The sequence below is a fragment of the Acinetobacter sp. AOR43_HL genome, from assembly GCF_027854635.1.
GTDB lineage: Bacteria > Pseudomonadota > Gammaproteobacteria > Pseudomonadales > Moraxellaceae > Acinetobacter > Acinetobacter pittii.
Genome location: NZ_JAKTHX010000007.1, coordinates 276,527 through 299,235 on the forward strand (window position 1 = coordinate 276,527; position 22,709 = coordinate 299,235).

Sequence of the window (22,709 nt, forward strand, 5' to 3'; positions counted from 1 at the left end):
GCAAGATGCGCATTTGAGAATTTATAAGCATCTTTATTGTCCTGAAATAACACTAATTTAGTGAATTTCAGTATCGATAAAATGCCCGTAAATTCTCTATTGAGGAAATTAAAGACCGCGTAAAGTTTGCGTAAAATCTAGTTTGAAAGCCTTTAAACTTTAAAATTAACGACTGGATAAAGCATGCTGTCAGCCTTTAAGGTTTCACAAGGCCAAAGTTCATATAAAGGAATTTTTACATCAAGCGCCAAAGGTAATTTTTTAGAATTAAATTGCATATGGTCCAGATCACTTCCCCATGCAATCAAATCTACATCTAAAGAAATATGATGCGACGGACGAACACGACCCGAATCTGACTCAAGTTTCTTTAGAAAAGATTCAATTTGGTCACACGATAAAGTGCTTCTTAATAGACATGCCGAATTCCAATAATCATCTCCAATACCATCTCGGCATGGAATTTGATAAACAGATGAAAACTGCACTTTCCCCAATGTTGCCAATTGCGTATAAGCAAAAGTAAAGTGCTGATCTGCGTCTAAATTACTCGCTAGGGCGAGCGCAAAAATTGTTTCTGGTGCGTTCAAGACGAATTCCTACAGCATTTGCTTCTGCAATGATGGCTGGCTTACGGATGGTTATGGTAATTTTTTCAATTGATGGAAAGGTTTCAAACAAACATTGTAAAACCAGATGTGCTGCATGCTCGATTAATTCAGGTTTAGCTTGTTGAATGGTTTGAGCCGATAACTCACAAATCTGCGCGTAGTTGAGAGTGTCCTCAAGTTTGTCAGACTCTGCTGCTCGGCTCAAATCATTATGGATGGTTAAATCCAACATTAAAGGTTGAATGATTTGTCTTTCCCAGTTGAAACAGCCAATCACTGTCTCAACTTTCAAGCCTTCAATAATAATGGCATCCATAAATTTAAACTGACCTTAGTGCTTTAACAACGAAGCAGGTTCCATATTTTGAACCATTTTCAAACGTTGGTCTGCATAAATATCAGTATATGGTGCGAGTACGCGCATAAAACGATCGAAATAAAGCATTTGCTTAAATAATAAAGCAAAATCACGTGGGAATTTAATCCCGTGGCGCTCGCCTACACCTACCATATCCATCATGATGTCATTTAAATCGGCTGGATTTGAAGACAAGATCTGTTGCGGATCGGCCATTAATACGCCATTAAACAAACGCTCTAGATCTTGAGCCAACACCTGAACGTCAATTTTGTTATGGGTCATACCCATCTTCAACATATTTTCAGCCATTGCCTGATAATCAGTCTTTTGTAAGGCATCCATAAACGCAATACATGCTGTCCAGACTTCAGGCTTTAACTGACCGACGATACCAAAATCAATAAAACCAATACGTCCATCTTCAAGCAACATTAGGTTCCCAGCATGTAAGTCGGCATGGAAACTCTTACACAACATGAGACTACCAAACCATGTATTCATGGCAGTAATCAGTACTTGCGATGGATCTTTAGCATATTGTTTTACGACACTAAAGTCAGTCAAAGACACACCATATAGACGTTGCATAGTCAAAACACGGCGGGTAGAAAACTGATGATAAACTTTAGGTGCTGTCGCTGCTTTATTTTGTGAAATATTAAGATATTCCACAAAATCATCTAGGTTTTGTGCTTCTTCAATGAAATCGACTTCACGGACCATACGGCTTTTAATTTCATCTACAATTTCAGAAAGAGCAGCGAATTTGATCTTTGGTACTGCACGTTCAAGCAGCTTGGCAGCCCAATGCACCACACTTAAGTCCGTATATAAAATGGTTTCGACGCCAGGCTTTTGTACTTTAATAACAACATCTTCACCTGTGGTCAGCTTAGCTGCATGAACCTGAGCAATTGACGCAGAAGCTAATGGCTTTTCATCGATATAGCTAAAAATCTGGCTTAAATCGCGCCCTTCAAATTCAGATGCAAGCACACCTTGAATATAACTAAATGGTAGTGTTGGTGTCTGGTCTAAACAACCTTGAAATTCTTCTACATATTCACGTGGGAAAAGCGATGGCGTACTCGCAATAAACTGACCAAGCTTAATATAAGTTGAGCCAAGGGACTCAAAAGTCTCTCGCATGAGTTTGGCATTACTTGGTTTTTCAGTTGCGTATTTAATTCCAGCTTTGGCGGCAACCACTGCTGTTTCACCAATGCGGGCGACTGAACGTAGCCCATCAAACAAAATATTTTTTTTCATATTTCTTCAAAACCAAATCATTCAGGTTGAGTGTAGCAAATTTTGTTTAATTTACTGATTAGCTTGCCTGACAAAGTGGGCAATTTACATCTTTATCAAAACTAACAATACGTTGTGTCATATTTAAACCATCCCACAATAATAGTTTCTGCTTTAAAGGTACACGATTTAAACCTAAATACAGCAAAGTGTGATGTGCTTGTAATGACGCTATCATTACAGGAGTAGTTGCAAGTACCCCTGACTCTGCACAGCGCAGCCCTTCATTGCTATGCTGTTCTTTCGGAAAAAGACATTCATAACAAGCTGAATCTCCTTCAACCATGAACATTTGCGCCTGAAAACCAATTGCTGAAGCGCTAATTAATGCGACCTGATGTTTCTTACAAGCTGCGTTTACCAAATAGCGAGTTGTAAAATTATCACAGCCATCTAAAACCACATCTTGGTGTTCAACAAGTCTATCAATGTTATGTTCGTCTAACCGTTCGTTATAGTATTCAACACAGATATAAGGGTTAATTTTCTGTAAACGTTTAGCTAAAACTTCAGCTTTATAACGTCCAATATCTTCATGACCAAATGCAATTTGACGCTGTAAATTACTTATCTCGATCGTATCTGCATCAATCAGTGTAATTTTCCCAACTCCTGCTCGCGCAAGTAGCTCTGCACTGCTACAGCCTATTCCACCAGCACCTACAATCAGCACATTAGCAAGTTTGAGTTTTTCCTGAGCTTCAATATCCCATCCATCAAGTAAAATCTGACGGCTATAGAGATGCATTTCTTCATCACTTAACTCTACAAAATCGATATCTTGAAGCTCGGTCACACGTTAATCCTTTCACTTAGAAGCGAAATGATTTTATGATTAAGTTCGTTATTATGAAAGCTATAAAATAGAAACAACTTTTTTATTCTAATAAAGCTTATTTATCAACATTGCATCTATCAAGCTTTCTGCAACAATAGAAATATCTATTTTCTTTATTACTTAGGCTAAATATGACGCAATCATATATTGCACCTGTAGAGTTAGAAAAAGCTTATCGTTTATTAAATCATGGCCCAACTGTGCTTGTTTCTGCACAACATGGTGATGACCGCAATGTGATGGCTGCCGCTTGGGCATGTGCCTTAGAGTTCAAACCAGCTAAAGTGTCCGTAGTTCTCGACAAAAGCACTAAAACCCGACAACTCGTTGAGCAAAGTGGCTATTTCACACTACAAGTTCCCTGCTATGCACAGCTCGATCTGACTCATCAACTTGGAACCATTAGTAAGTTGGATGATCCAGAAAAACTTGAGCATTGCGGTGTTGAGCTATTCTATCAAGAAGGCCTTACCAGCCCGCTTGTATCAGGTTGCATTGCATGGCTTGTCTGTAAACTTATTCCAGAACCACATAATCAGTCAGCTCATGATTTATTTATTGGTTCTGTTGTAGGTGCATGGGCAGATAGCCGCGTTTTTAGAGATGGGCACTGGCATTTTCAAGATGCGCCAAAAGAACTTCGCAGCCTGCACTATATTGCAGGCGGAACTTTTTATTTGATTGGTGAGGAAGTCAAAGCTCAAATTTAATCCTTAAAAAGTGAGTTTCATTTAATTGCAAAAAACCGCATAACAATTGCGGTTTTTTGCAGTCAACAACATTTTTTAAAAATCTAATATTTAAACTTGAGCCACTTCACGAGCAATCACCAAGCGTTGAATATCAGAAGCACCTTCATAAATCTGGCTTACACGAACATCACGATAAATTCTCTCTACAGGGAAATCACTCACGTAGCCATAACCACCATGAATCTGGATTGCATCCGAACATACTCGCTCAGCCATAGTAGACGCAAATAGCTTTGCCATTGAGGCTTCTTTTAAACAAGGCAGCCCAGCATCTTTTAAAGTTGCAGCATGCAAAACCAACTGATGTGCCGCTTCAATCTGGGTCGCCATATCGGCTAAACGGAAACCAACCGCCTGATGCTGAACTAATTCGACTCCAAAAGCTTTACGCTCATTTGCATATTGCACCGCTGCATCAAAAGCCGCTCTTGCCATACCTACCGATTGAGCTGCAATACCAATACGTCCAGCTGCCAAATTAGATAATGCAATTTTATAACCTTCACCCTCTTGCCCCACCAAATTTTCTAAAGGAATTCGGCAGTCCTCAAAAGTAATGGTCGCTGTATCTGAAGCATGTTGACCCATTTTGTCTTCAATACGAGTCACCAAGTAACCTTGTGTATTGGTGGGTACAAGAAAGCACGAAATACCTTTTTTACCAGCTTGTTTATCTGTGACCGCGAACACCAAAGCCACTTGGGCATTTTTACCACTGGTGATAAATTGTTTTACGCCATTAAGCACCCAATGGTCGCCATCTCGCTCGGCTTTACATAAAATCGCGCTCGCATCGGAACCGACATGTGGCTCAGTTAAACAAAAGCATCCTAGCCATTCGCCAGAGGCAAATTTTGGCAAATAGGTTTGTTTTTGCTGCTCTGAACCGTATGCCAGTGTAATACCGCAAATCAAAGAGTTTTGTACGCTTACAATTGTCGAAATAGCACCATCGCCTGCGGCAATTTCCTCAATTGCGAGTACCAAAGATACATAGTCCATTCCGGCACCGCCCCATTCATCGGGCACGGTCATCCCCATAGCGCCTAGTGCACCTAAATCTTTGAGTTCCTGAGCTGGAAATTCATGAGTTTTATCGCGATGTGCAGCAGTTGGCTTTAACTGATTTTGCGCATAGTTACGCATCATCTCCTGAACCATACTTTGTTCAGCATTTAAGATCATTTCAGCATCCTTATTTTTATTATTTTGCTGCCATACGAATTGCACCATCTAGACGGATGACTTCACCATTTAAGTAAGAGTTTTCAGCAATATGTGCCACCAAACGAGCAAACTCTTCTGGTTTTCCTAAACGAGATGGGTACGGCACCATTTGCCCCAAAGCATCTTGTACATTTTGTGGCATACCCTTAAGCATTGGGGTTTCCATAATTCCCGGTGCAATGGTCATAATACGAATAGCATGTCGCGCAAGCTCACGAGCAATCGGCAATGTCATCGCAACAATAGCGCCTTTTGATGCAGAATACGCAGCCTGACCAATTTGACCATCAAATGCGGCAACAGAAGCAGTGTTAACAATTACACCACGATCTTCTTCACCTTCTTCAACCGTGTTTTTACTCATTGCATCTGCTGCAAAACGCAGCATGTTAAATGTACCTGTAACATTAATATTTAAAGTCTTTGCAAATAATCCCAAGTCATGAACGCCCTCACGGCCAACCACTTTCGCAGAAGGGCCAATACCGGCACAGTTCACCAAACCATGCAAATGACCATGTTTTGTCAACACATCTTTAAAGAACTGTTCAGCAGCAGCTTCATCGGTCACATCAAGTTTTACAAAGTCAGCTTTTGGCCCCAACTGTTTTGCTTGTTGCTCGCCTGCTTCTGTATTCATGTCTACCAAGGTAACTGAAGCACCTTGCTGGACTAAATACTCAGCTGTTGCAGCACCTAAACCAGACCCACCACCTGTAATTACGAAATGTTTCCCTTGAATTTTCATTGTGTAATGTCCTATAGAAATGTTCTTTAAACTTAGTAGTGAGAGTAAAAGTTGTTGTTTTCCGATACAATTTCAAAAAGCCTCAAAATGTTTGCAGCTTTTGATCAATCCAAATTTTAAATATGCAGTATTTCACTTGAAATATATGAAGAAAATATGAGTCTTTGACATGGTTGTCCAATCTTCTTTAAGTAAAGGCACAATTTCGATTGCACTAGTACATGAAGCACTGAGTGCGGCTTATGCCAAAGGCCTAAATACACAAATAATTCTAAATAAAGCAGGCATCCCCGCTGAATTACTGATGTCGCCAAAGGCACGTGTGCCTGTTACAACCTATGCCCAATTGTGGATAGAGCTTGCCAATGCCATGAACGATGAGTTTTTTGGGATGGATAGCCACCCCATGCGTCGTGGAAGCTATAAATTACTGACTAAACTCGTCAGTACGGCTGAAACTTTAGAAAAAGCACTCTACGATATTTTGAAGTTTTTTAACTTTGTTCTAGATGACATGCATGGAGAACTCATTCGAGAGCAAGACAAAGCTTATTTAGTGATTCATGATCGTACACAACCTAAACGCATGTTTACCTACGCAACCTTTTTAATATTAGTACACGGACTTATGTGTTGGTTGGTAGACCAGCGAATTGGTTTAAATACTATTATGGTACGTTGTCCTAAACCGAACGATATTCAGGACTATTTAGTTCGTTTTGGTGAAGATATTCAATTTAATGCTGAAGTAAATCGAGTTGAGTTCGATGCCCACTATTTAGATATTAAAATTAAAAAAGATAAAAAAGCGCTTTATGATTTTTTAGAGCAAACTCCGCAAAATCTTTTAGTTCGCTTTAAAAATGAAAATGCCCTGAGTGTACTTATTCGTCGCCATTTATTGAAACTCCACCCTGCACAATGGCCCGAACTTAAAGATGTAGCTCACCAACTCAATATTTCAGAAGCCACCGTTCAACGTAGACTGAAACATGAAGGTGTAAGCTATCAACAAATTAAAAATGAAATCCGCTGTGATATTGCTGTTCAACGCTTAAGCAAAACGAATGACTCAATTCAAGATATTAGTGAAGATTTAAGCTTCCATGACCCAAGTGCATTTCACCGTGCTTTTAAAAAATGGACAGGTGTCAGCCCAGGTGCGTATCGAGATAATTTAACTGCACACAAGTAATAAAATCCACACTCAATGAAGCGTAAGGTATTAGGGTTTAAGCTTATGATATTTATGTCTTTTAAATTCAATATTTCAGATAAACGCATTATTTAAAATTTAATAATGGTCATAAAAACAGTGATTTATCATTTTATTTAAACTTTTATCTTTCAAACTGATTTATAAATCAAAATAACTAAGTTTATAAGCCTCTAAACACGTGAAAGGATGATCTCCTATTTCATTTCGGTTTTATTTTTATCATGTCTTTAAAATCAAAATTTTCTCTACCAAAGACTTTGTTGGCATCAACATTGGGGTTTGTATTTGCTTCATCTGCTTTTGCAGCAATTCCGACTACGCTTAAGCTTGATTATGCTTACTATGCACCAACTAGTTTAGTCGTTAAAGATCAAAAACTTCTCGAGAAAGCTCTACCAAATACTCAAATTAAATGGGTTTTCAGTCAAGGTAGTAACCGCTCATTAGAATATCTCAACAGTAATAGCATCGATTTTGCTTCTACCGCTGGATTGGCTGCTGTATTAAGTCGAGCGAATGGTAGTCCAATTAAAACTGTGTATGTACAAAGCCAACCGGAATGGACCGCGCTTGTTATCGCAAAAAATTCACCAATTAAAAGCCTAAAAGATTTAAAAGGTAAAAAAATTGCAGCTACCAAAGGAACCGATCCTTTCTTATTTACACTACAAGCACTAGATACAGTCGGTTTGAGTAAACGTGATGTACAACTGGTTCATCTACAACATCCAGACGGCAAGACTGCATTAGAGCGTAGCCAAGTAGATGCTTGGGCTGGACTTGATCCATTAATGGCTTCTGCTCAAATTCAATCGGGTGCCAAATTGCTTTATCGTAATGTTGGGTTTAATAGCTATAGTGTACTGAGCGTTAAAGAAGATTTTGCAAAGCAAAGCCCTGAAGCGGTAGAAGCCGTTATTAAAGCCTACGAACAAGCCCGAAAATGGGCAAAAGCCAATCCAGATAAAGTGGCAGCACTTTTAGCTCAAGAATCAAAACTCCCTCTACCTGTGGCTAAACTACAACTGAGCCGAACTAACTTCGAACAAAGCATTCCATCAGCAACTCAAGCACAAGCGCTAAAACGTTCTGGGAAAATTTTGACTGAAGAAGATTTGGTTAGAAAAGGTACCAACGTCAATCAAGTGGTTGATCAGTTGTTAGACCCACGTTTTGCTCAAAAAGTCGTGAAATAGTATATGAGTGATTCACTTAACAAAGCTGAGCTAAATCATTTCTTAGCTCAGCAGGCTTTAAAATCGCAGAAAAAGCATTTAAACAACAAATTTACACGGTGGTTTAAAGCGCTACTCATTCCCCTCATCTTTTTAGCGGCTTGTGAGTTTTTAGTCAAAAATGGCTATATCGATGCTTATCTACTCCCTGCACCGACTAGTTTATGGCAATCTTTTTTAGATTTAGCTCATAGCGACCTATTTTCCCATATTTATATTAGTACGTGGCGTGTTCTATTGGGTTTTATTATAGGGAGTGGTTTAGGTTTAATTTTTGCGATTTGGGTGGGATTAAGTAAAGAAGCAGAAGCTTATTTAGAACCGACCTTTTCAGCAATTAAGTCGATCCCGAGTCTTGCGTGGATTCCATTGTTATTACTTTGGTTAGGAATTGACGAAGGTTCAAAAATTACATTGATTGCAATTGGAGCATTTTTTCCAACCTATACCAATACAGTTGCAGCAATCCATAATGTAGATAGAAAGCTCATTGAAGTTGGAAAAGTTTATCGGCTTAATGCTTTTCAGCGGATTATATCTATTATTTTACCAGCAGCCTCTCCGGGCATTTTAACCGGTTTACGCAACAGCTTAAGCTTATCTTGGATGTTCATGATTGCAGCTGAACTGATTGCAGCTACTCAAGGGATTGGCTATTTACTCAGTGATGGCCGAGAAACGTCTCGACCAGATATTGTTATCATTGCAATTATTTTATTAGCCCTATTGGGTAAAATAACCGATACCTTAATGAAACTTATTGAAAACTGGTTATTACGTTGGCGGGATACACTACAAAAGTAATTTTAAATCCAGCATGCCAAAGTGACTCGATCATTTTGGCCATAGTCTTGAATGGTTTTAATTTGGCTAAAACCATGCTCTGTGAAAATATCTCGAACAGCTTGTCCCTGATCATAACCATGCTCTAGTGCAATCCAGCCTTGCAGTTTTAACCAGTTTTTGCCTTGAGCAATAATAATTTCAATATCAGCCAGTCCCTGATGATCTGCAACCAATGCACGGCGTGGTTCTGTAGCCAAAGCTTGCATGTGTTCATCGTCAGGGTCAATGTACGGCGGATTAGAAACAATTAAATCAAACTTTTGTGGTTCAAGTGCGTCAAACCAAGCGCCGCAGGCAAATTTCACACGTTGCAAATTATGAACTTGTGCATTTATTTTTGCGACTTCTAAAGTAGGCGCATAAATATCAGTTGCCGTGACTTGCCAATCTGGACGTTCACTTGCTAATGCAAGCGCAATTGCACCTGTTCCCGTTCCCAAATCAACAATATTTGCAGTATTTGGCAAATTTAGATTTAAAACGGTTTCAACTAGAATTTCAGTATCAGGTCGTGGCACTAAAGTATCAGACGTTACTTTTAAATCGAGTGTCCAAAATGGCTGTGAACCCGTCACATAAGCTAAAGGCTCACCATTTTGGATACGTTCTAGACCAGTCAAGTAATCTTGCTCTTGTTGGGCAGTTAACTCTTGCTCAAGTCTAAACTTTAATTCAAGCGAATTGATTTTTAGAAAATGCTCAAGTAACCAAGCATTTTCTTGCCGTTCATAACTGTCAGACTCACCACGAATTGCAAGCGCTTGAGCAATATTCATTAGCCGCCATTTTCCTGTGCAAGCATCGCAAGCTGATCTGCCTGATATTCACGATGTAAGCTATCGAGCAATTCAGTTAAATCACCTTCCATAATCGCGTCTAACTTATATAAAGTTAGGTTAATACGATGGTCCGTCATACGACCTTGTGGGTAGTTATAAGTACGGATACGTTCAGAACGGTCACCAGAACCAACCAAATCACGGCGCATTTCTGAAGTTGCTGCATCTGCTGCTGCACGTTTAGCATTTTCTAAACGCGATACTAACAATGCCATCGCCTTAGCTTTGTTTTTATGCTGTGAACGCTCTTCTTGACACTCAACTACTGTACCGGTTGGAATGTGAGTAATACGCACCGCTGAATCGGTTTTGTTAATGTGCTGACCACCCGCACCTGATGCACGGTAAGTATCGATACGTAAATCTGCCGGATTAATTTCAACGTTGGTATCAACATCAATTTCAGGCAAGATCGCAACTGTACAAGCTGAAGTATGTACACGACCTTGTGACTCAGTCGCTGGAACACGTTGCACACGATGCGCACCACTTTCAAACTTCAAGCGGCCATACACGCCATCACCATCTACACGGCAAATGACTTCTTTAAAGCCACCATGTTCGCCTTCATTTTCAGAAAGGACTTCAATACGCCAACCTTGTGTCTCGGCATATTTGCTGTACATACGGAACAAATCACCAGAGAAAATTGCAGCCTCATCACCACCTGTTCCAGCACGGATTTCTAAATAAGCCGCATTAGAGTCATTTGGATCTTTTGGAATCATCAAGATATTGAGCTGGCTTTCTAGTTCTTCAAGCAATGCTTTATTCGCTTGAATTTCTTCTTCTGCCATATCTTTAAAGTCTGGGTCCGACTTCATCATTTCAGCAGTTTCAATATCTTCTTCTGCTTGACGGTATTTGCCCCAAACTTCGGTAATTTCAGATAAATCACTATGTTCACGAGACAATTTACGGAAACGTTTGTTATCGGAGATCACTTCAGCATCTGCAAGCAATGCAGTAAGTTCTTCATGTCGATCACAGAGTTGATCAAGTCGTAAACGGAGTGACGCTTTCATAAGAGGAAATATCTCAAAAGTCCAAAAAGCTTATCGAACGCTATGTAAGTATAGAAGATAAGCAAAATCGTAAAAATAGCGCATAGTTTACAGATTATGCTGCTTAAATGACATATATAATCAGCCAATTCATCAACTTTCCCAATAACTAGAGGCGTATAAATATAATGATTTCGAATAAGATTTATTTACTTGCCTATAATTTGGCTGTTCTGTAGAAAATAATAAGTCATCTTTTTTACTCTATAGGACAATAGAGGCTTTGTTTAAAAACCTCTTTGCTCAGCCTAGTTATTTTAATTTTTCTAATAATGTTTTGCCCACCAAAATAGCCGACGCTGGATTTTGCCCTGTAATAAGTTCACGGTCCACTACTACGTTTGGAGTCCATGCAGTGGTATTACTTTGATACTTACCTCCAAGTGACTGTAATGCAGTTTGAGGATAAAACTTCATTTCTCCTCCTTTTAATAAAGCTTTAGCCTGTTCTTCTTCCTGATTACTAATCACCGTCATTCGATAATTTTTATATATCCATGAACCGGTTTTTACTGGCTTGCCTTGTTCAAGTTGATTAATAGCTTCCGAAGCATTAGGTAAAGTAGACATTAATGCAATTGGACCATGACAGACCAACGCAGTAGGTTTACCAGCTTTATGGAAAGCAGTAAGTACTTTTCCAAGTTGTTTATCTTTTAATAGATCTTGCATAGGCGCATGCCCACCTGGAATATAAATAGCATCGAACTGGTCTACGCCAATTTGCTCAATACGAGATAGGCTCACAACTGGAGAATCTTGAGCAGATGTTAATTTTAGATCATGCAATAAACCAGCATATTGCTTTAATGCTTTTTCATCTTGGTTAAAATACATCGCATTATTTGATGATTCATCTAATGTTGGAGCTTTACCTTTTGGAGTAGCAAAAGTTACTGTATGACCTGCATCTAAAAGCATTTTTGTAGGCTGCATCAACTCATTAAGATAAAAACCCGTTTTAAAAACCTGCTTATTCTTTAGCTCTAACTGTCCTTCATCAGACAATACAACCAATACATGAGCGGCATTTGCACTTAATGCTGCCGAAGCTGCAATCATTGCAAACATTATTTGATTTAACTTCTTCATTATTCGACCTTCATTCCAACCATTTGCTGGATTTATATTTTGGATAGATATATTCTATTTTTACCCCAGAGGTAGAAAAACAACTCATTTCACAAATCTTTTTTGCGTTTGAGGACAAAATGTCTCGCCAATTTGACCATCTTGCCGATATTGAAGTGTTTTTAATTGTGGCTGAGAAGCTTTCTATTAGTGCAGCTGCAATTTATTTAGCAACAACTCCTTCAGTCATTAGTAGAACAATTACGCGGCTAGAGAAAAAACTTGGCATTCAGTTTTTTAGAAGAACAACTCGTCATTTGAGCCTGACTGAAGCTGGTCAACTTTATTATGAAAAGATGCAACATGCATTTCAGCTAATTGACCATGCAGAGCGTGCTATTCAAGGTAAGCAACTGCAAATTTCCGGCAAAATTAAATTAAGCGTACCCACCACCTATGGACACTATCGCCTTCCAGAATTACTACAAAAATTTCTTTTGCAATATCCAGATATTCAAATAGAAGTCAGTATTTCTAATCGAAACGTCGATTTAATTGCGGAAGGATTTGATTTAGCTATTCGTCAAGGTCAGCTTCCTAGTAGCACTCTCATTGCCAGACCTTTGGAGCTTGCCCCTCTTCAACTTGTTGCTTCACCCGAATATTTAAAACGTATGGGTGTTCCTCAAATCTTGGAAGACTTAAACCATCACCAATGTATTGCCTTTGAATTACCGAGCACAGGTAAGGTCACTCCATGGTTTTTTAAAAATGGTGATAATGAAATTCAATGGATACCATCAAATCGGATTTTAGTAAAAGAAGATATTTTGGGAGTAGTTTCTCTTGCTGAAAGTGGATTAGGAATATGTCAGAGTTATAGCTTTATTGTTAATGAAAAGATCCTGCAAGGAAAATTGCAGCCCGTACTTGAGGGTTATGCAGGTCACACACGGCCCTTTTCTTTACTGTACGCACAACATAAACATATGTCGTCTGCGACAAGAGCTTTAATAAATTTTCTATGTTCTGATCATGAGTAACCCCGTTAAAACTAAATAAAGCTTAATTTATCTATATGAGTATTAAATATTCTATTTTAATAGAAAACATACAAACCAGACACTAAACTGCAATAATCAAAAGATGGTTCTCCATATTTGAGGAGAAGTGTTTTGTTACATTTGCCGTAACAAAAGATATAGGGTCCTGCAACTAGGGACACGGAGTCAAAAATGAAATTAAATGCTTGGTTATGTAGCGCTGTTCTCGCAACTTCAATGGTTACTGTGGCACATGCTGACAATACAACACATGTAGCAGCCGCTTCTGCTTTAGGTAGCGTAGCAGGTACTGCAATTGGTAAAAGCATGGGCGGTACATCTGGCGCAACAATTGGTGCTGCTTTAGGAGGTGCTGGTGGTGCAGCTGTTGCAAGCGATCGTCGTAACCGTACTGAATCTGCGATTGGCGGTGCTTTAGGTGGTGGTGCTGGTTATACGGTTGGTAAAAGCATGGGCGGTATAAATGGTGGTTATGTAGGCGCTGCTTTAGGTGCTGCGGGTGGTTCTGCTTTGGGTAATAAAATCTCTAAAGACCGTGATGCAGACAGATCTTCTAAGCACTGGAAGAAAAAACACCGTCGTCATCACTAATTAAGCTGATGAAACAATTTTAAGCACCTTCGGGTGCTTTTTTATTGTGATGAAGTTATACACTCATATTTCGTATGCTCATGATTTATCCACAAATTAATACAAACACTACAAACAGACACAAAACACTTGTATCACCCTTGGGGTTCTCCATAATTATCACGAAATTTTTTATTACATTTACCCCAAGATAAAGATAACTGTCCTTCCAGTAAAAAGGACATGGAGTTCTACGATGAAAATGAATATTTGGTTGGCTAGTGCATTAATTGCAACATCTTCAATGGTAACAGTTGCACATGCTGACAATGGCACACGTGTTGCTGCAACCTCTGCTTTAGGTAGTGTAGTGGGTACTGCGATTGGTAAAAGTATTGGTGGTACCTCAGGTGCAACAATCGGTGCTGCTTTAGGTGGTGCTGGTGGCGCAGCTGCAGCAAGTGATCGTCGTAATCGTACAGAAGCTGCAATTGGTGGTGCTTTAGGTGGTGGTGCTGGTTATACAGTCGGCAAAAATATGGGCGGTACCAACGGTGGATACATCGGTGCAGCAGTAGGTGCAGCTGGTGGTTCTGCATTAGGTCGTAAAGTTGCTGAAGATCGTAACTACGATGACCGTTATGACCGTGATCGTTACGATCGTGATGACCGCAGATATTACGATGGTGACCGTCGTTATTATAAAGGTGGTAGCCGTCGCCATGACAATGGCTTACACCGTGGTTGGTATAAAAACCGCTAATTCACAGATAAATCAAAAGAGCACCTTCGGGTGCTTTTTTATTTATAGCTAAAAATTAATATCGAAAAAAAACGATATACATCACACCCTATATATCGTATTATTTCGATATATCCTTATTCGAGAATATCGCATGCGATCACTTCAAGATACCAAGTTCTCCATTTTGGAACTTGCTCCTATTCGTAATGATAAAACCATCGAATTCTCATTACGTCACGCATTAGAATTGGCACAACATGCAGAAAAACTAGGTTATGAACGTTTCTGGCTTGCTGAACATCACAACATGGATGGAATCGCAAGTTCAGCTACGGCTGTCTTACTCGGTTTTATTGCAGCACATACACAGCATATTCGCTTAGGTTCAGGCGGAATTATGCTTCCTAACCATGCCCCTTTAGTTGTCGCAGAACAGTTCGGGACGCTTGCTACTTTATATCCAAATCGTATTGAACTTGGTTTAGGCCGTGCTCCCGGTACAGATCAACTCACCATGCGAGCTTTACGTCGTGGCCATCAAGAAACAGAAGATCAGTTTCCAAGAGATGTTGTCGAAATCCTAAAATATTTCGATGTACCTCAAGCAGGACAAAAAATTATTGCAACACCAGGGCAAAGCACCCATGTTCCTGTTTGGTTACTTGGATCTAGCCTATTTAGTGCACAACTCGCGGCAAAGCTTGGACTTCCCTACTCATTTGCATCACATTTTGCACCACGTATGTTAGGTCAAGCGATTCAACTCTATCGAGAGAACTTTGAACCTTCTGAGTACCTAGATAAGCCGTATGTTTCAATGGGTGTGCCTGTTGTTGTTGCAGATACAGATGAAGAAGCACAATTTTTAGCAACTAGTGCTTACCAACGTGTATTAGGTTTAATCCGTGGTGAAAGCTTGAAGCTGAAACCACCGGTTGAATCAATGCAGGGATTATGGAATACAGCAGAACAACTTTCTGTCGAAAACTTCTATGCAATGGCGCAAATTGGTTCTGTAGATACGGTTCGCTCTGGCTTACAAAAGTTATTAGCGACGTATGATGTTGATGAATTTATTTTTACATGTGATGTATACGATACAGTTAAGCGTTTAGAAAGTTTTACACAACTTATGAATGTAAAAACAGAACATTAAACTCTACTTCAAGCTCCCATACTTGAATTGATTTCGAGTATGGGATGACCATCTATCTGAAAAGACTTTACCCCAACTTCCTGCTTGGTTATTTATATTAAAACGATAAAAACATCATGATTTAAAAACCAAAAGGACTTTTGGAAAATGAGTATTAATATTAAAAATAACACTTCAAAATCAGTAATTTTTCAGAATATCTCTCAAGATTTCGAAGATTTTACTGGTCAAGTGATTTCCTCAACATCAATTAAAGAGTTTGACTTTTCACATTCATCTGTCGCGATTATTGGTACAAATCAAGATAGCGTGACTCATCTTGAAAAAATCTGTCAGCAAGCAAAATTTGTGACTGTCTTCCAAATCACTCCTCATTTTATTTTGCCCCATAGTCAGATGGGTACGCATAAGTTAATTACCCACCCACTTATTATCAAAAACCGCAGGTTATTTAACAATCGTGTTAAAAGCATTCTGGCATTACGTTTTCTAGAAACCCAAGTAAACGAACCATGGCTTAAGCGTCTTTTGACTCCCAATACTGCAACCACCAAAAAAGTATTTTTTAAATCCGACAGTTATTATGCAGCACTTCAGAAATCCAACTGTAAATTGCAAACATGGCCAATTGTTAAAATTACCAATAGATCTATTCACAGTATGGATGGTATAGAACAACCCGTTGATATTATTATCAGAGCAATGCCATAAAAGTAAAAAAAAGCATGGTTTTAGGCCATGCTTTTTTATTTACTCATATTTTTGCAAATTACCATGATCATCGTAATGCAAAATGATGCGCTGTTTTTCTTGCAAATCATTTAGCATGTCGGAAGTAACTGAAAATTGGGCCGCTAATAATTCTACAGAACTATTAGGTGCCTTAGCACGTCGGTCCTCACCACTAAACCTAATCCAGTTATAACTTGCCCATAAAATTAAAATAAGCGCGCTAATTCCGATCATTAATGCTAAATGTAATAAGGTCTTAACTTCTGATAAGTGGTCTACCCAGACGTAATCATAAATTAAGTGACCTTCAAAAACCCATAAAAATAGTGAAACCAACGGAAATAGCAACCACATTAAACAAATCCAACCAATGGTTTGTAATGTATAGTTTGCTGTTTTATTTTTGACATATTCCGGCTGATCAATATATTCAGGGATATCTAAAGTCTCTATATCCTTATTTTTCTCAAGTTTCATGGGTTATCTCCACGGAAGCCTCGATCTGGACTTACCCAACGGGCACGTTTTTTTGTGTTAAATAAAGTTTTTGGTACCGCCACGACGCTTGTAAACAATGTCAGTAACCAGAAAAATAACGGATACCAAATGACCCAAAAGTAATTTCTAAAGAAACGCCCACGGTCATAGCGTTGGTCAATCCACAAACTCACTAAAAACTGGATTAAACATGTTCCGCCTAGTATTACACCGTACCACTGTGGCATAAGCGTTTTGATCTGCCATTGCTGAGGCAGCTCAACAAATAATCCAACAAAAAATAGTGTGAAGATCATAATCATGACATAAGACCAGATAATACTGACTAGCGCTTCAATCATGACTGGCCACATTCTGCGAACACGCAGTTTGAACATTTGTGGAATATATTCTATAAGAACCTCTACCCCACCTTGTGCCCAACGAAGACGTTGCTTCCATAGACCTTTAAATGTCTCAGGCATATAGATATAGCAAAGCGCTTGCGGAATATACTGAATATCCCAATGGTCGAGCTGTAACTTCCATGAAATATCAATATCTTCGGTAATTTTATCGTCTGACCAAAACCCGACTCGAGCGAGTGCAGTTTTACGAAATGCTGCAATCACACCAGATACGGTAAAAATACGACCATATGTACGTTGTGCACGTTTAATCAAACCAATAATCGAAGAAAACTCACCAACTTGTAATTTTCCTAAAATACTAGATCGGTTTAAAATTCGTGGATTACCAGTTACAGCACCAATTCGCGGGAAGTTAATAAATGGTTGCATTAACCAAAGTACCGCATGCGGATGCAACAACGCATCTCCATCGATACAAACAAGATATTCGTATTTACTAACCAGTACTCCCGATCTTAAAGCTACAGCCTTACCCTGATTTTCTGCTAAGTGTACAACCCGAAGACGTGAATCTTGCGTTGACAATTCATCTAGAATTTCGGCGGTCCTATCACTACTTCCGTCATTAACAGCAATGACTTCAAAATTAGGATATTTGGTTTGTAGCGCATAACGAATTGTTTGACGAACCTGAGCTTCTTCGTTAAAACACGGAATGATGATACTGCACCCTTCATTTGTGGGTTCAGGAAGTGCTTGTTCATGGTATTCTCTTTTAAAGAAAAACCAAAGTCCACCTACCATCCATGTCCATGCCATCAGTAAGGGATATAAAAAGGCAAAAGCAAACAGAATATCGAGTAATACTCTCATTACTTTTTCCCCTCTACCAATCCTGCAAAAGGCTGATACATCACAGGGCTAGCATTCAGACTAAGCGGATTATATAAATATTGATGAACATCTTTTGATTTTTCAAAATTATAGCCATCAATACCGAATTTCTGGATTCCTACTCGCTGAATAGAAAAGAGTCCTTGCTGAACCTCTTCCCAAGCATTTTTTTGCGAGTTTTCTGGTAATTCTAAAGTCAGCATTATTCGTTGCTTATCATTATCATCAAGTGTATTTAAAAGTATTAACAACTGATTAAATTGTTTTTTCTTACCAATCACATCAAACTTCAAATTGACTAAATCATGTTGCATTAAAAGTGTTTTTATAAGCTCAGGTAGATTTTCGATATGTTCTAAATCAGGTGTAAGCAATAAACTAAACTGCGCCTGATTACTCATATTTAAATAAGGTTTGACCGCTTTTTTAGTCAGTTGACTCAGTTGTTCGAGCTGTTTTGATTGTTCAATGCAACTGCTTTCTTGCACGGTTATTTTTTGCATTGCGCAATTTAAAGATGATCCTGCATTAAGCTGAACACCGCTTAAATTACTATTGAAACGTGCAATATCTTTAGCCAAATCTACAGCTAAAAATGGTTTATCTTTTTGCGGATAAGCAGGCAACTCTAATATTACAGATTGACCAGCACGAGTTTGAGCCTGCCATAAACTACGATTTAGAATATCTTGTTGAACAGATATTTTATTTGTAGGGAAATAAGCGACATCATATTGCCCATCTCCATCTTTGTCTTCTAAAGGCTTTAAGATTAAAGCGTTGTTTTTTAAGCTATACAGTTTTGATAATAACTGCCCAAGTTTTTCATCAGTTTGGGTATTGTGGTGCGCTGCCAAATGCTTTAAATCCATACTCACAAAATGACGCGATTGCTTAAATAAATCTGACTCTTCGAAATTCAGAATATTTAACATGCCTTCTGTCAGTTGTTCGGCTGTAGGGTTATCAATGACTAAACTACGCTTAAAAGTTGAGTCACTCACGCGATTCATACCATCACGTCCCAAACTGAATGAAAACTGGAAACCTGCCTGTTGTGCTAGCTTCTCTAACTGTTCATTCACGGCGCCATAAGGCCAAATAATTGCTTTAGGGTTAACCCCTACTTCTTTTTTCAAAACTGCATAAGATTTTTTTAAATCCTGCAAAATACGTTGTTGATATTCCGCATCGGTTTCATAACGTGATTGCGATTTTAAATAGGCATAAGAAGTTGCAGCAGGTTGCTCATTACCTTGAGGATTGGCTAATACCCCATGATGTAAATCATCGCTATGGCTTGCAAACTCGGCTAACCCAGATGCTTGCATTTCACGAACTTGAGCCCAGTTCACCAAATTACCTTGACCATAGGCTTCATAACCCGCTTTTGTATTACCATTTAACCAACTGGTTGGAAGTGCAAAAACTGCTGGAATCTGATATTGCTTCAGCAAAGGAAATACTCGGCTATAACTACTTAAAGCACCATCATCAAAGGTGAGTAGAATAGAGTTATGAGGTAATTCCTTACCTTGCTTACGCGCCTCTTCAATATCTTTTAGACGAATCGGTTTCCAGTCCGACTGACTAAGCCAATCGAGAAACTGCGCCAGATTATTGGTCTGAATCGCATAAATATCACGATCACCTTCCTTGAGTACGTCATCTCGTACATCATGAAAAGTTAAAGAAACCGTATGATTTTTTGGTAATTCAGTCTCAATGCGGGCATAGGCAAATTGTACGGGTAATAATGTTAAGGCAAACACACAGCTCAACATTTTTGACATCATATTATTCATTAAAAACGCCCTTCAAATCCGAAAATACCGTAGGTATGTTGTTCATCATGACCATCATATGGATGGTATTGCCAACCAATTCCATAATTAAGTTGCCAAGTCCGTGAGAGCTGCCATTGATGTTGATATTGCAAAGAATATGTTGGTCGAGCGGAGTAACCTGCTTGTTTATAAAGCCCTACTCCAGCTTCAAAATGTTGTTTAAATGAGCGTTCGTACTCTCGCCAAGTGACCCAGTCATGGCTTAAATTCAACTCAGCACTGTAATGATTGCTTGGGCTAAAGTAAGCAGTCTGATCTTGGCTATTGCTGCCATAAAATCCACGAACGGTTCCGTAAGTAATATGGTGAGGCGCATCAAATAATCGCTCACGCCAAAAAGTAGAAAATTCTTGTTGTTTATTACCGTCACTTATATCGGTTAAGCCATAACTCGCCCCAATTTGGCGTGACTCATCTTTTTGCCATGTCAAAGCAGCACGGTAAGCTTGTCCATCCTCACCAGCATCAATTGCTTGTAATGGAATATTAGCCTGACTGTCATATTGCAATTGATATTGCCAGTGGTCGTTTAACCATTGCGACCAATCCAGACGAATACCTGCTTGGCCACCATCTGTACTTTGCGACAAAATTGCCGACAATGCCTTACGATTTGCTTGCCACTCAGCACCAACACCATAACGTTGGTCATGCACATCACCAAAACGGTATTCACCGTAACGATCTTGATGCCAAGCAAATAGACGATAATTATCTTTAATCCAAGGGCTATTAACACGAGTTTCCATTTCTCGATCTTTTAAGCCATTTTGCCCACTCACAGAATCGCTATTTTCTGCTTTACTCTGGCCCCAAGTTGTAGAATGCGAGATGGTTGCTCTATCACGATCATCCAACTCTTTTCGACTTTTAACTACGCCACTATCTTCAGGATAATATTGCAAAAGACTTTCTGTGCTTTTGCGCCACTCAGGAATATTCCCTAAAGCCTGAGCATTTTGCATTTGGTTAATACGCGTATCTTTAGCAACTGGCGTTAAACCATTTAAACGAGCAATTGTTTGCTTTGCCTGTAAAGGTTTATCTCTCCAGCGCTCAACACGAGCAAGGTTGTTAATTAAACCTTCATTAGCAGGTGCAAGATCTACTTGTTTTTGAAAATGCTTTTCTGATTGATCCAAATGATTGGCGTAAGCTAAATGCATGCCTTGTAAAGCGATATAATCATCACGATCAGGATGGCTTGATTTATCCACCCCTTTGGCTTGACTATATTTATATGTAGGAATCAATCGATCAACTTCATTCAAAAGTTGTTCAGCTTGTTTATATTTTTCTTGTTCAATATAAGAATAATAAAGCCCCGTATATACCGTCATATCTGAGTAGTTTTTTTCGGTAAGTAAGGTTTTAAAAGCGAGTTCAGCCTGCTTGGGTTGTCTTTCAGCTAAATAACTATCAGCAATCGCATGACGAACATAAGCCGGTAGCTTTTCTAACGGTACATTTAATTTAGTAAATTCATCTAATACCGTACGGCTATGCCCACGAAAGTCCAACGCATATAAATAGTCATAATGAAATCTTAAATAATTAGGGTCTGACGGTTGAATCAAAGGCTGTATTTGCTCACCTTGTTTCAACACGGCATCAAGCTCAGCAAAACCTTCACTGTCCGACATGCCTTCCCGATTCAAATATTTATAGCGAGTAATTGCATTATTTACACGTTGAGAAAACTCGCTGACTTTTAACCAGTGTTGTAACGATTCTGTTTGCGCATTTTTATCGCTGGCAAGCAGCAACTGCTGAGCTTTTTTATAAGCGCCTATAGCCGCCAAGTCATAACTATATTCTTGCAAAACCGCAAAAGATTTTGGTTGTTGTTGATAAGCTTGCTCGATTGCAGATAAAGCATCTACAGGTGAATTAATAAGTCGATATGCATAAGCAATTTGAACAAATTGATCAGCTGTAAGATTTTTACTCTTAATACCTGATAAATGCACCTTAGCATTTACAGGGTCTTTAGCCTCAGCATATAGAACCGCTAATAAAATCTGCCCATCAGATGTCTTTTGAATATTAAATTTATTCGACCACTCAATTGCATCTTTAAAGTGTTTAAAATCACGAAAATTACGTATTAATGGTAGTTGCCCATATTCTGGAAAAGTCACATAATTAACATTTGCTAAATACTGAGAAGAAAAGGTTAATAAATCTCTTTTTTCACTTGACATGACAACTAAATAATCAGCTAGTAATTTTTGGTCATGCGGGTATTTATTTAGCAATTGATCTAGTTGCAATATTGCTTGTTGAGTTTGTCCAGCTTTATAAGTGTGAATAGCTTGCTCTCGCAATTTATCTACTTGAGCAGCATATAAATTAAGAGGCAAGATATATACCAATGAAAAAACACATTTTTTTAGCATTTTGATAATCGGATAGTCCCATATCGAGGTGGGAAATTATAATTAAAATCAAAAACCAATCACACAATACCAAAAAAGTGTGATCCATTTAACATTTTATAAATTGTGGATTTTTCATGAATGCTTTTAAAAAATATTTATAAAAAATAAAGAATTACTATTTTTCAGCACAATAAAAAACATACACTTCTTTTCAATAGTGTTATTTAAATTTACAAATGAGTTTCAAAATAACTACGGGCTTATAACCAATAAAAACTATTTAATAATATTTAGTTTTATATATAAAACTTTAATTTTTGTCTGTGATATATATTAAAAAAACCATTCAACTT

Annotated in this window: 22 protein-coding genes; 9 read left to right on the forward strand and 13 right to left on the reverse strand. The window is 38.6% G+C overall.

Features of this window, described 5'->3' with window-relative positions:
* Positions 1-152: 152 nt before the first annotated feature.
* Genes MKL33_RS03790 through MKL33_RS03805 form a run of 4 tightly spaced genes read right to left on the reverse strand, consistent with a single transcriptional unit; the run spans position 153 to position 3,076 of the window.
* A complete protein-coding gene (locus MKL33_RS03790; RefSeq protein ID WP_270906480.1) occupies positions 153-590 on the reverse strand; it encodes a 2-amino-4-hydroxy-6-hydroxymethyldihydropteridine diphosphokinase in 438 nt (145 codons plus the stop codon).
* Positions 547-927, reverse strand: a complete 381-nt coding sequence (folB, locus tag MKL33_RS03795) for a dihydroneopterin aldolase (RefSeq protein ID WP_000338783.1) — start codon at positions 925-927, stop codon at positions 547-549. Before folB ends, MKL33_RS03790 begins: the two co-directional genes overlap by 44 nt.
* Positions 928-942: 15 nt before the next feature.
* The gene (locus MKL33_RS03800; RefSeq protein ID WP_002119658.1) at positions 943-2,241 is read right to left on the reverse strand and encodes an ABC1 kinase family protein; all 1,299 of its coding nucleotides are present in this window, start codon (positions 2,239-2,241) and stop codon (positions 943-945) included.
* A 58-nt stretch (positions 2,242-2,299) separates the two neighbouring features.
* Complete coding sequence (locus tag MKL33_RS03805) at positions 2,300-3,076, reverse strand: HesA/MoeB/ThiF family protein (RefSeq protein WP_032004720.1); 777 nt, start codon at positions 3,074-3,076, stop codon at positions 2,300-2,302.
* Positions 3,077-3,249: 173 nt separating this feature from the next.
* On the opposite strand from MKL33_RS03805, the gene MKL33_RS03810 reads away from it, so the two are divergent.
* Complete coding sequence (locus tag MKL33_RS03810; protein WP_017385442.1) at positions 3,250-3,828, forward strand: flavin reductase family protein; 579 nt, start codon at positions 3,250-3,252, stop codon at positions 3,826-3,828.
* 90 nt (positions 3,829-3,918) lie between these two features.
* Here MKL33_RS03810 and MKL33_RS03815 read toward each other — a convergent pair whose 3' ends face one another.
* Positions 3,919-5,055, reverse strand: a complete 1,137-nt coding sequence (locus tag MKL33_RS03815) for an acyl-CoA dehydrogenase family protein (RefSeq protein WP_064785188.1) — start codon at positions 5,053-5,055, stop codon at positions 3,919-3,921.
* 19 nt (positions 5,056-5,074) lie between these two features.
* Entirely contained in the window at positions 5,075-5,845 is a 771-nt protein-coding gene (locus MKL33_RS03820; protein WP_017385444.1) for a 3-hydroxyacyl-CoA dehydrogenase, read from the reverse strand.
* Between the two features lie 169 nt (positions 5,846-6,014).
* Here MKL33_RS03820 and MKL33_RS03825 point away from each other — a divergent pair, with 169 nt between their 5' ends.
* The 3 genes from MKL33_RS03825 to MKL33_RS03835 all read left to right on the forward strand — a co-directional run bounded on the left by MKL33_RS03825 (position 6,015) and on the right by MKL33_RS03835 (position 9,103).
* The gene (locus MKL33_RS03825) at positions 6,015-7,040 is read left to right on the forward strand and encodes an AraC family transcriptional regulator (RefSeq protein WP_270906481.1); all 1,026 of its coding nucleotides are present in this window, start codon (positions 6,015-6,017) and stop codon (positions 7,038-7,040) included.
* A gap of 245 nt (positions 7,041-7,285) precedes the next feature.
* A complete protein-coding gene (locus tag MKL33_RS03830) occupies positions 7,286-8,260 on the forward strand; it encodes an aliphatic sulfonate ABC transporter substrate-binding protein (RefSeq protein WP_270906482.1) in 975 nt (324 codons plus the stop codon).
* A 3-nt stretch (positions 8,261-8,263) separates the two neighbouring features.
* A complete protein-coding gene (locus MKL33_RS03835) occupies positions 8,264-9,103 on the forward strand; it encodes an ABC transporter permease (protein WP_270906483.1) in 840 nt (279 codons plus the stop codon).
* A 2-nt stretch (positions 9,104-9,105) separates the two neighbouring features.
* Here the strand turns inward: MKL33_RS03835 and prmC are convergent, their stop codons facing one another.
* The 3 genes from prmC to MKL33_RS03850 all read right to left on the reverse strand — a co-directional run bounded on the left by prmC (position 9,106) and on the right by MKL33_RS03850 (position 12,140).
* Positions 9,106-9,921 carry a peptide chain release factor N(5)-glutamine methyltransferase gene (prmC, locus tag MKL33_RS03840; protein WP_206260216.1) on the reverse strand — a complete coding sequence of 272 codons (816 nt, stop codon included), beginning with the start codon at positions 9,919-9,921 and terminating at the stop codon, positions 9,106-9,108.
* Positions 9,921-11,009 carry a peptide chain release factor 1 gene (gene prfA / locus MKL33_RS03845; protein ID WP_004700863.1) on the reverse strand — a complete coding sequence of 363 codons (1,089 nt, stop codon included), beginning with the start codon at positions 11,007-11,009 and terminating at the stop codon, positions 9,921-9,923. Before prfA ends, prmC begins: the two co-directional genes overlap by 1 nt.
* Before the next feature lie 291 nt (positions 11,010-11,300).
* The gene (locus tag MKL33_RS03850; protein WP_270906484.1) at positions 11,301-12,140 is read right to left on the reverse strand and encodes a type 1 glutamine amidotransferase domain-containing protein; all 840 of its coding nucleotides are present in this window, start codon (positions 12,138-12,140) and stop codon (positions 11,301-11,303) included.
* A 119-nt stretch (positions 12,141-12,259) separates the two neighbouring features.
* Between MKL33_RS03850 and MKL33_RS03855 the strand changes: the two genes are divergently transcribed.
* The 5 genes from MKL33_RS03855 (at position 12,260) to MKL33_RS03875 (ending at position 16,365) form a co-directional block, all read left to right on the forward strand.
* Positions 12,260-13,162, forward strand: a complete 903-nt coding sequence (locus MKL33_RS03855; protein WP_270906485.1) for a LysR family transcriptional regulator — start codon at positions 12,260-12,262, stop codon at positions 13,160-13,162.
* Positions 13,163-13,354: 192 nt separating this feature from the next.
* A complete protein-coding gene (locus MKL33_RS03860) occupies positions 13,355-13,774 on the forward strand; it encodes a hypothetical protein (protein WP_270906486.1) in 420 nt (139 codons plus the stop codon).
* Between the two features lie 235 nt (positions 13,775-14,009).
* A complete protein-coding gene (locus tag MKL33_RS03865; protein WP_002119687.1) occupies positions 14,010-14,516 on the forward strand; it encodes a hypothetical protein in 507 nt (168 codons plus the stop codon).
* Between the two features lie 133 nt (positions 14,517-14,649).
* Complete coding sequence (locus MKL33_RS03870) at positions 14,650-15,654, forward strand: LLM class flavin-dependent oxidoreductase (protein ID WP_270906487.1); 1,005 nt, start codon at positions 14,650-14,652, stop codon at positions 15,652-15,654.
* Positions 15,655-15,801: 147 nt separating this feature from the next.
* Positions 15,802-16,365 carry a flavoprotein gene (locus MKL33_RS03875; RefSeq protein WP_270906488.1) on the forward strand — a complete coding sequence of 188 codons (564 nt, stop codon included), beginning with the start codon at positions 15,802-15,804 and terminating at the stop codon, positions 16,363-16,365.
* Positions 16,366-16,404: 39 nt separating this feature from the next.
* Here MKL33_RS03875 and pgaD read toward each other — a convergent pair whose 3' ends face one another.
* Genes pgaD through pgaA form a run of 4 tightly spaced genes read right to left on the reverse strand, consistent with a single transcriptional unit; the run spans position 16,405 to position 22,374 of the window.
* Positions 16,405-16,863 carry a poly-beta-1,6-N-acetyl-D-glucosamine biosynthesis protein PgaD gene (gene pgaD, locus MKL33_RS03880; RefSeq protein ID WP_270906489.1) on the reverse strand — a complete coding sequence of 153 codons (459 nt, stop codon included), beginning with the start codon at positions 16,861-16,863 and terminating at the stop codon, positions 16,405-16,407.
* Positions 16,860-18,107, reverse strand: coding sequence for a poly-beta-1,6-N-acetyl-D-glucosamine synthase (gene pgaC / locus MKL33_RS03885; RefSeq protein ID WP_270906490.1), 1,248 nt, complete (start codon positions 18,105-18,107; stop codon positions 16,860-16,862). Before pgaC ends, pgaD begins: the two co-directional genes overlap by 4 nt.
* The gene (pgaB, locus tag MKL33_RS03890; protein WP_270906491.1) at positions 18,107-19,933 is read right to left on the reverse strand and encodes a poly-beta-1,6-N-acetyl-D-glucosamine N-deacetylase PgaB; all 1,827 of its coding nucleotides are present in this window, start codon (positions 19,931-19,933) and stop codon (positions 18,107-18,109) included. Before pgaB ends, pgaC begins: the two co-directional genes overlap by 1 nt.
* Complete coding sequence (gene pgaA / locus MKL33_RS03895; protein ID WP_270906492.1) at positions 19,933-22,374, reverse strand: poly-beta-1,6 N-acetyl-D-glucosamine export porin PgaA; 2,442 nt, start codon at positions 22,372-22,374, stop codon at positions 19,933-19,935. The genes pgaB and pgaA overlap by 1 nt, the downstream gene beginning before the upstream one ends.
* Between the last annotated feature and the right edge of the window lie 335 nt (positions 22,375-22,709).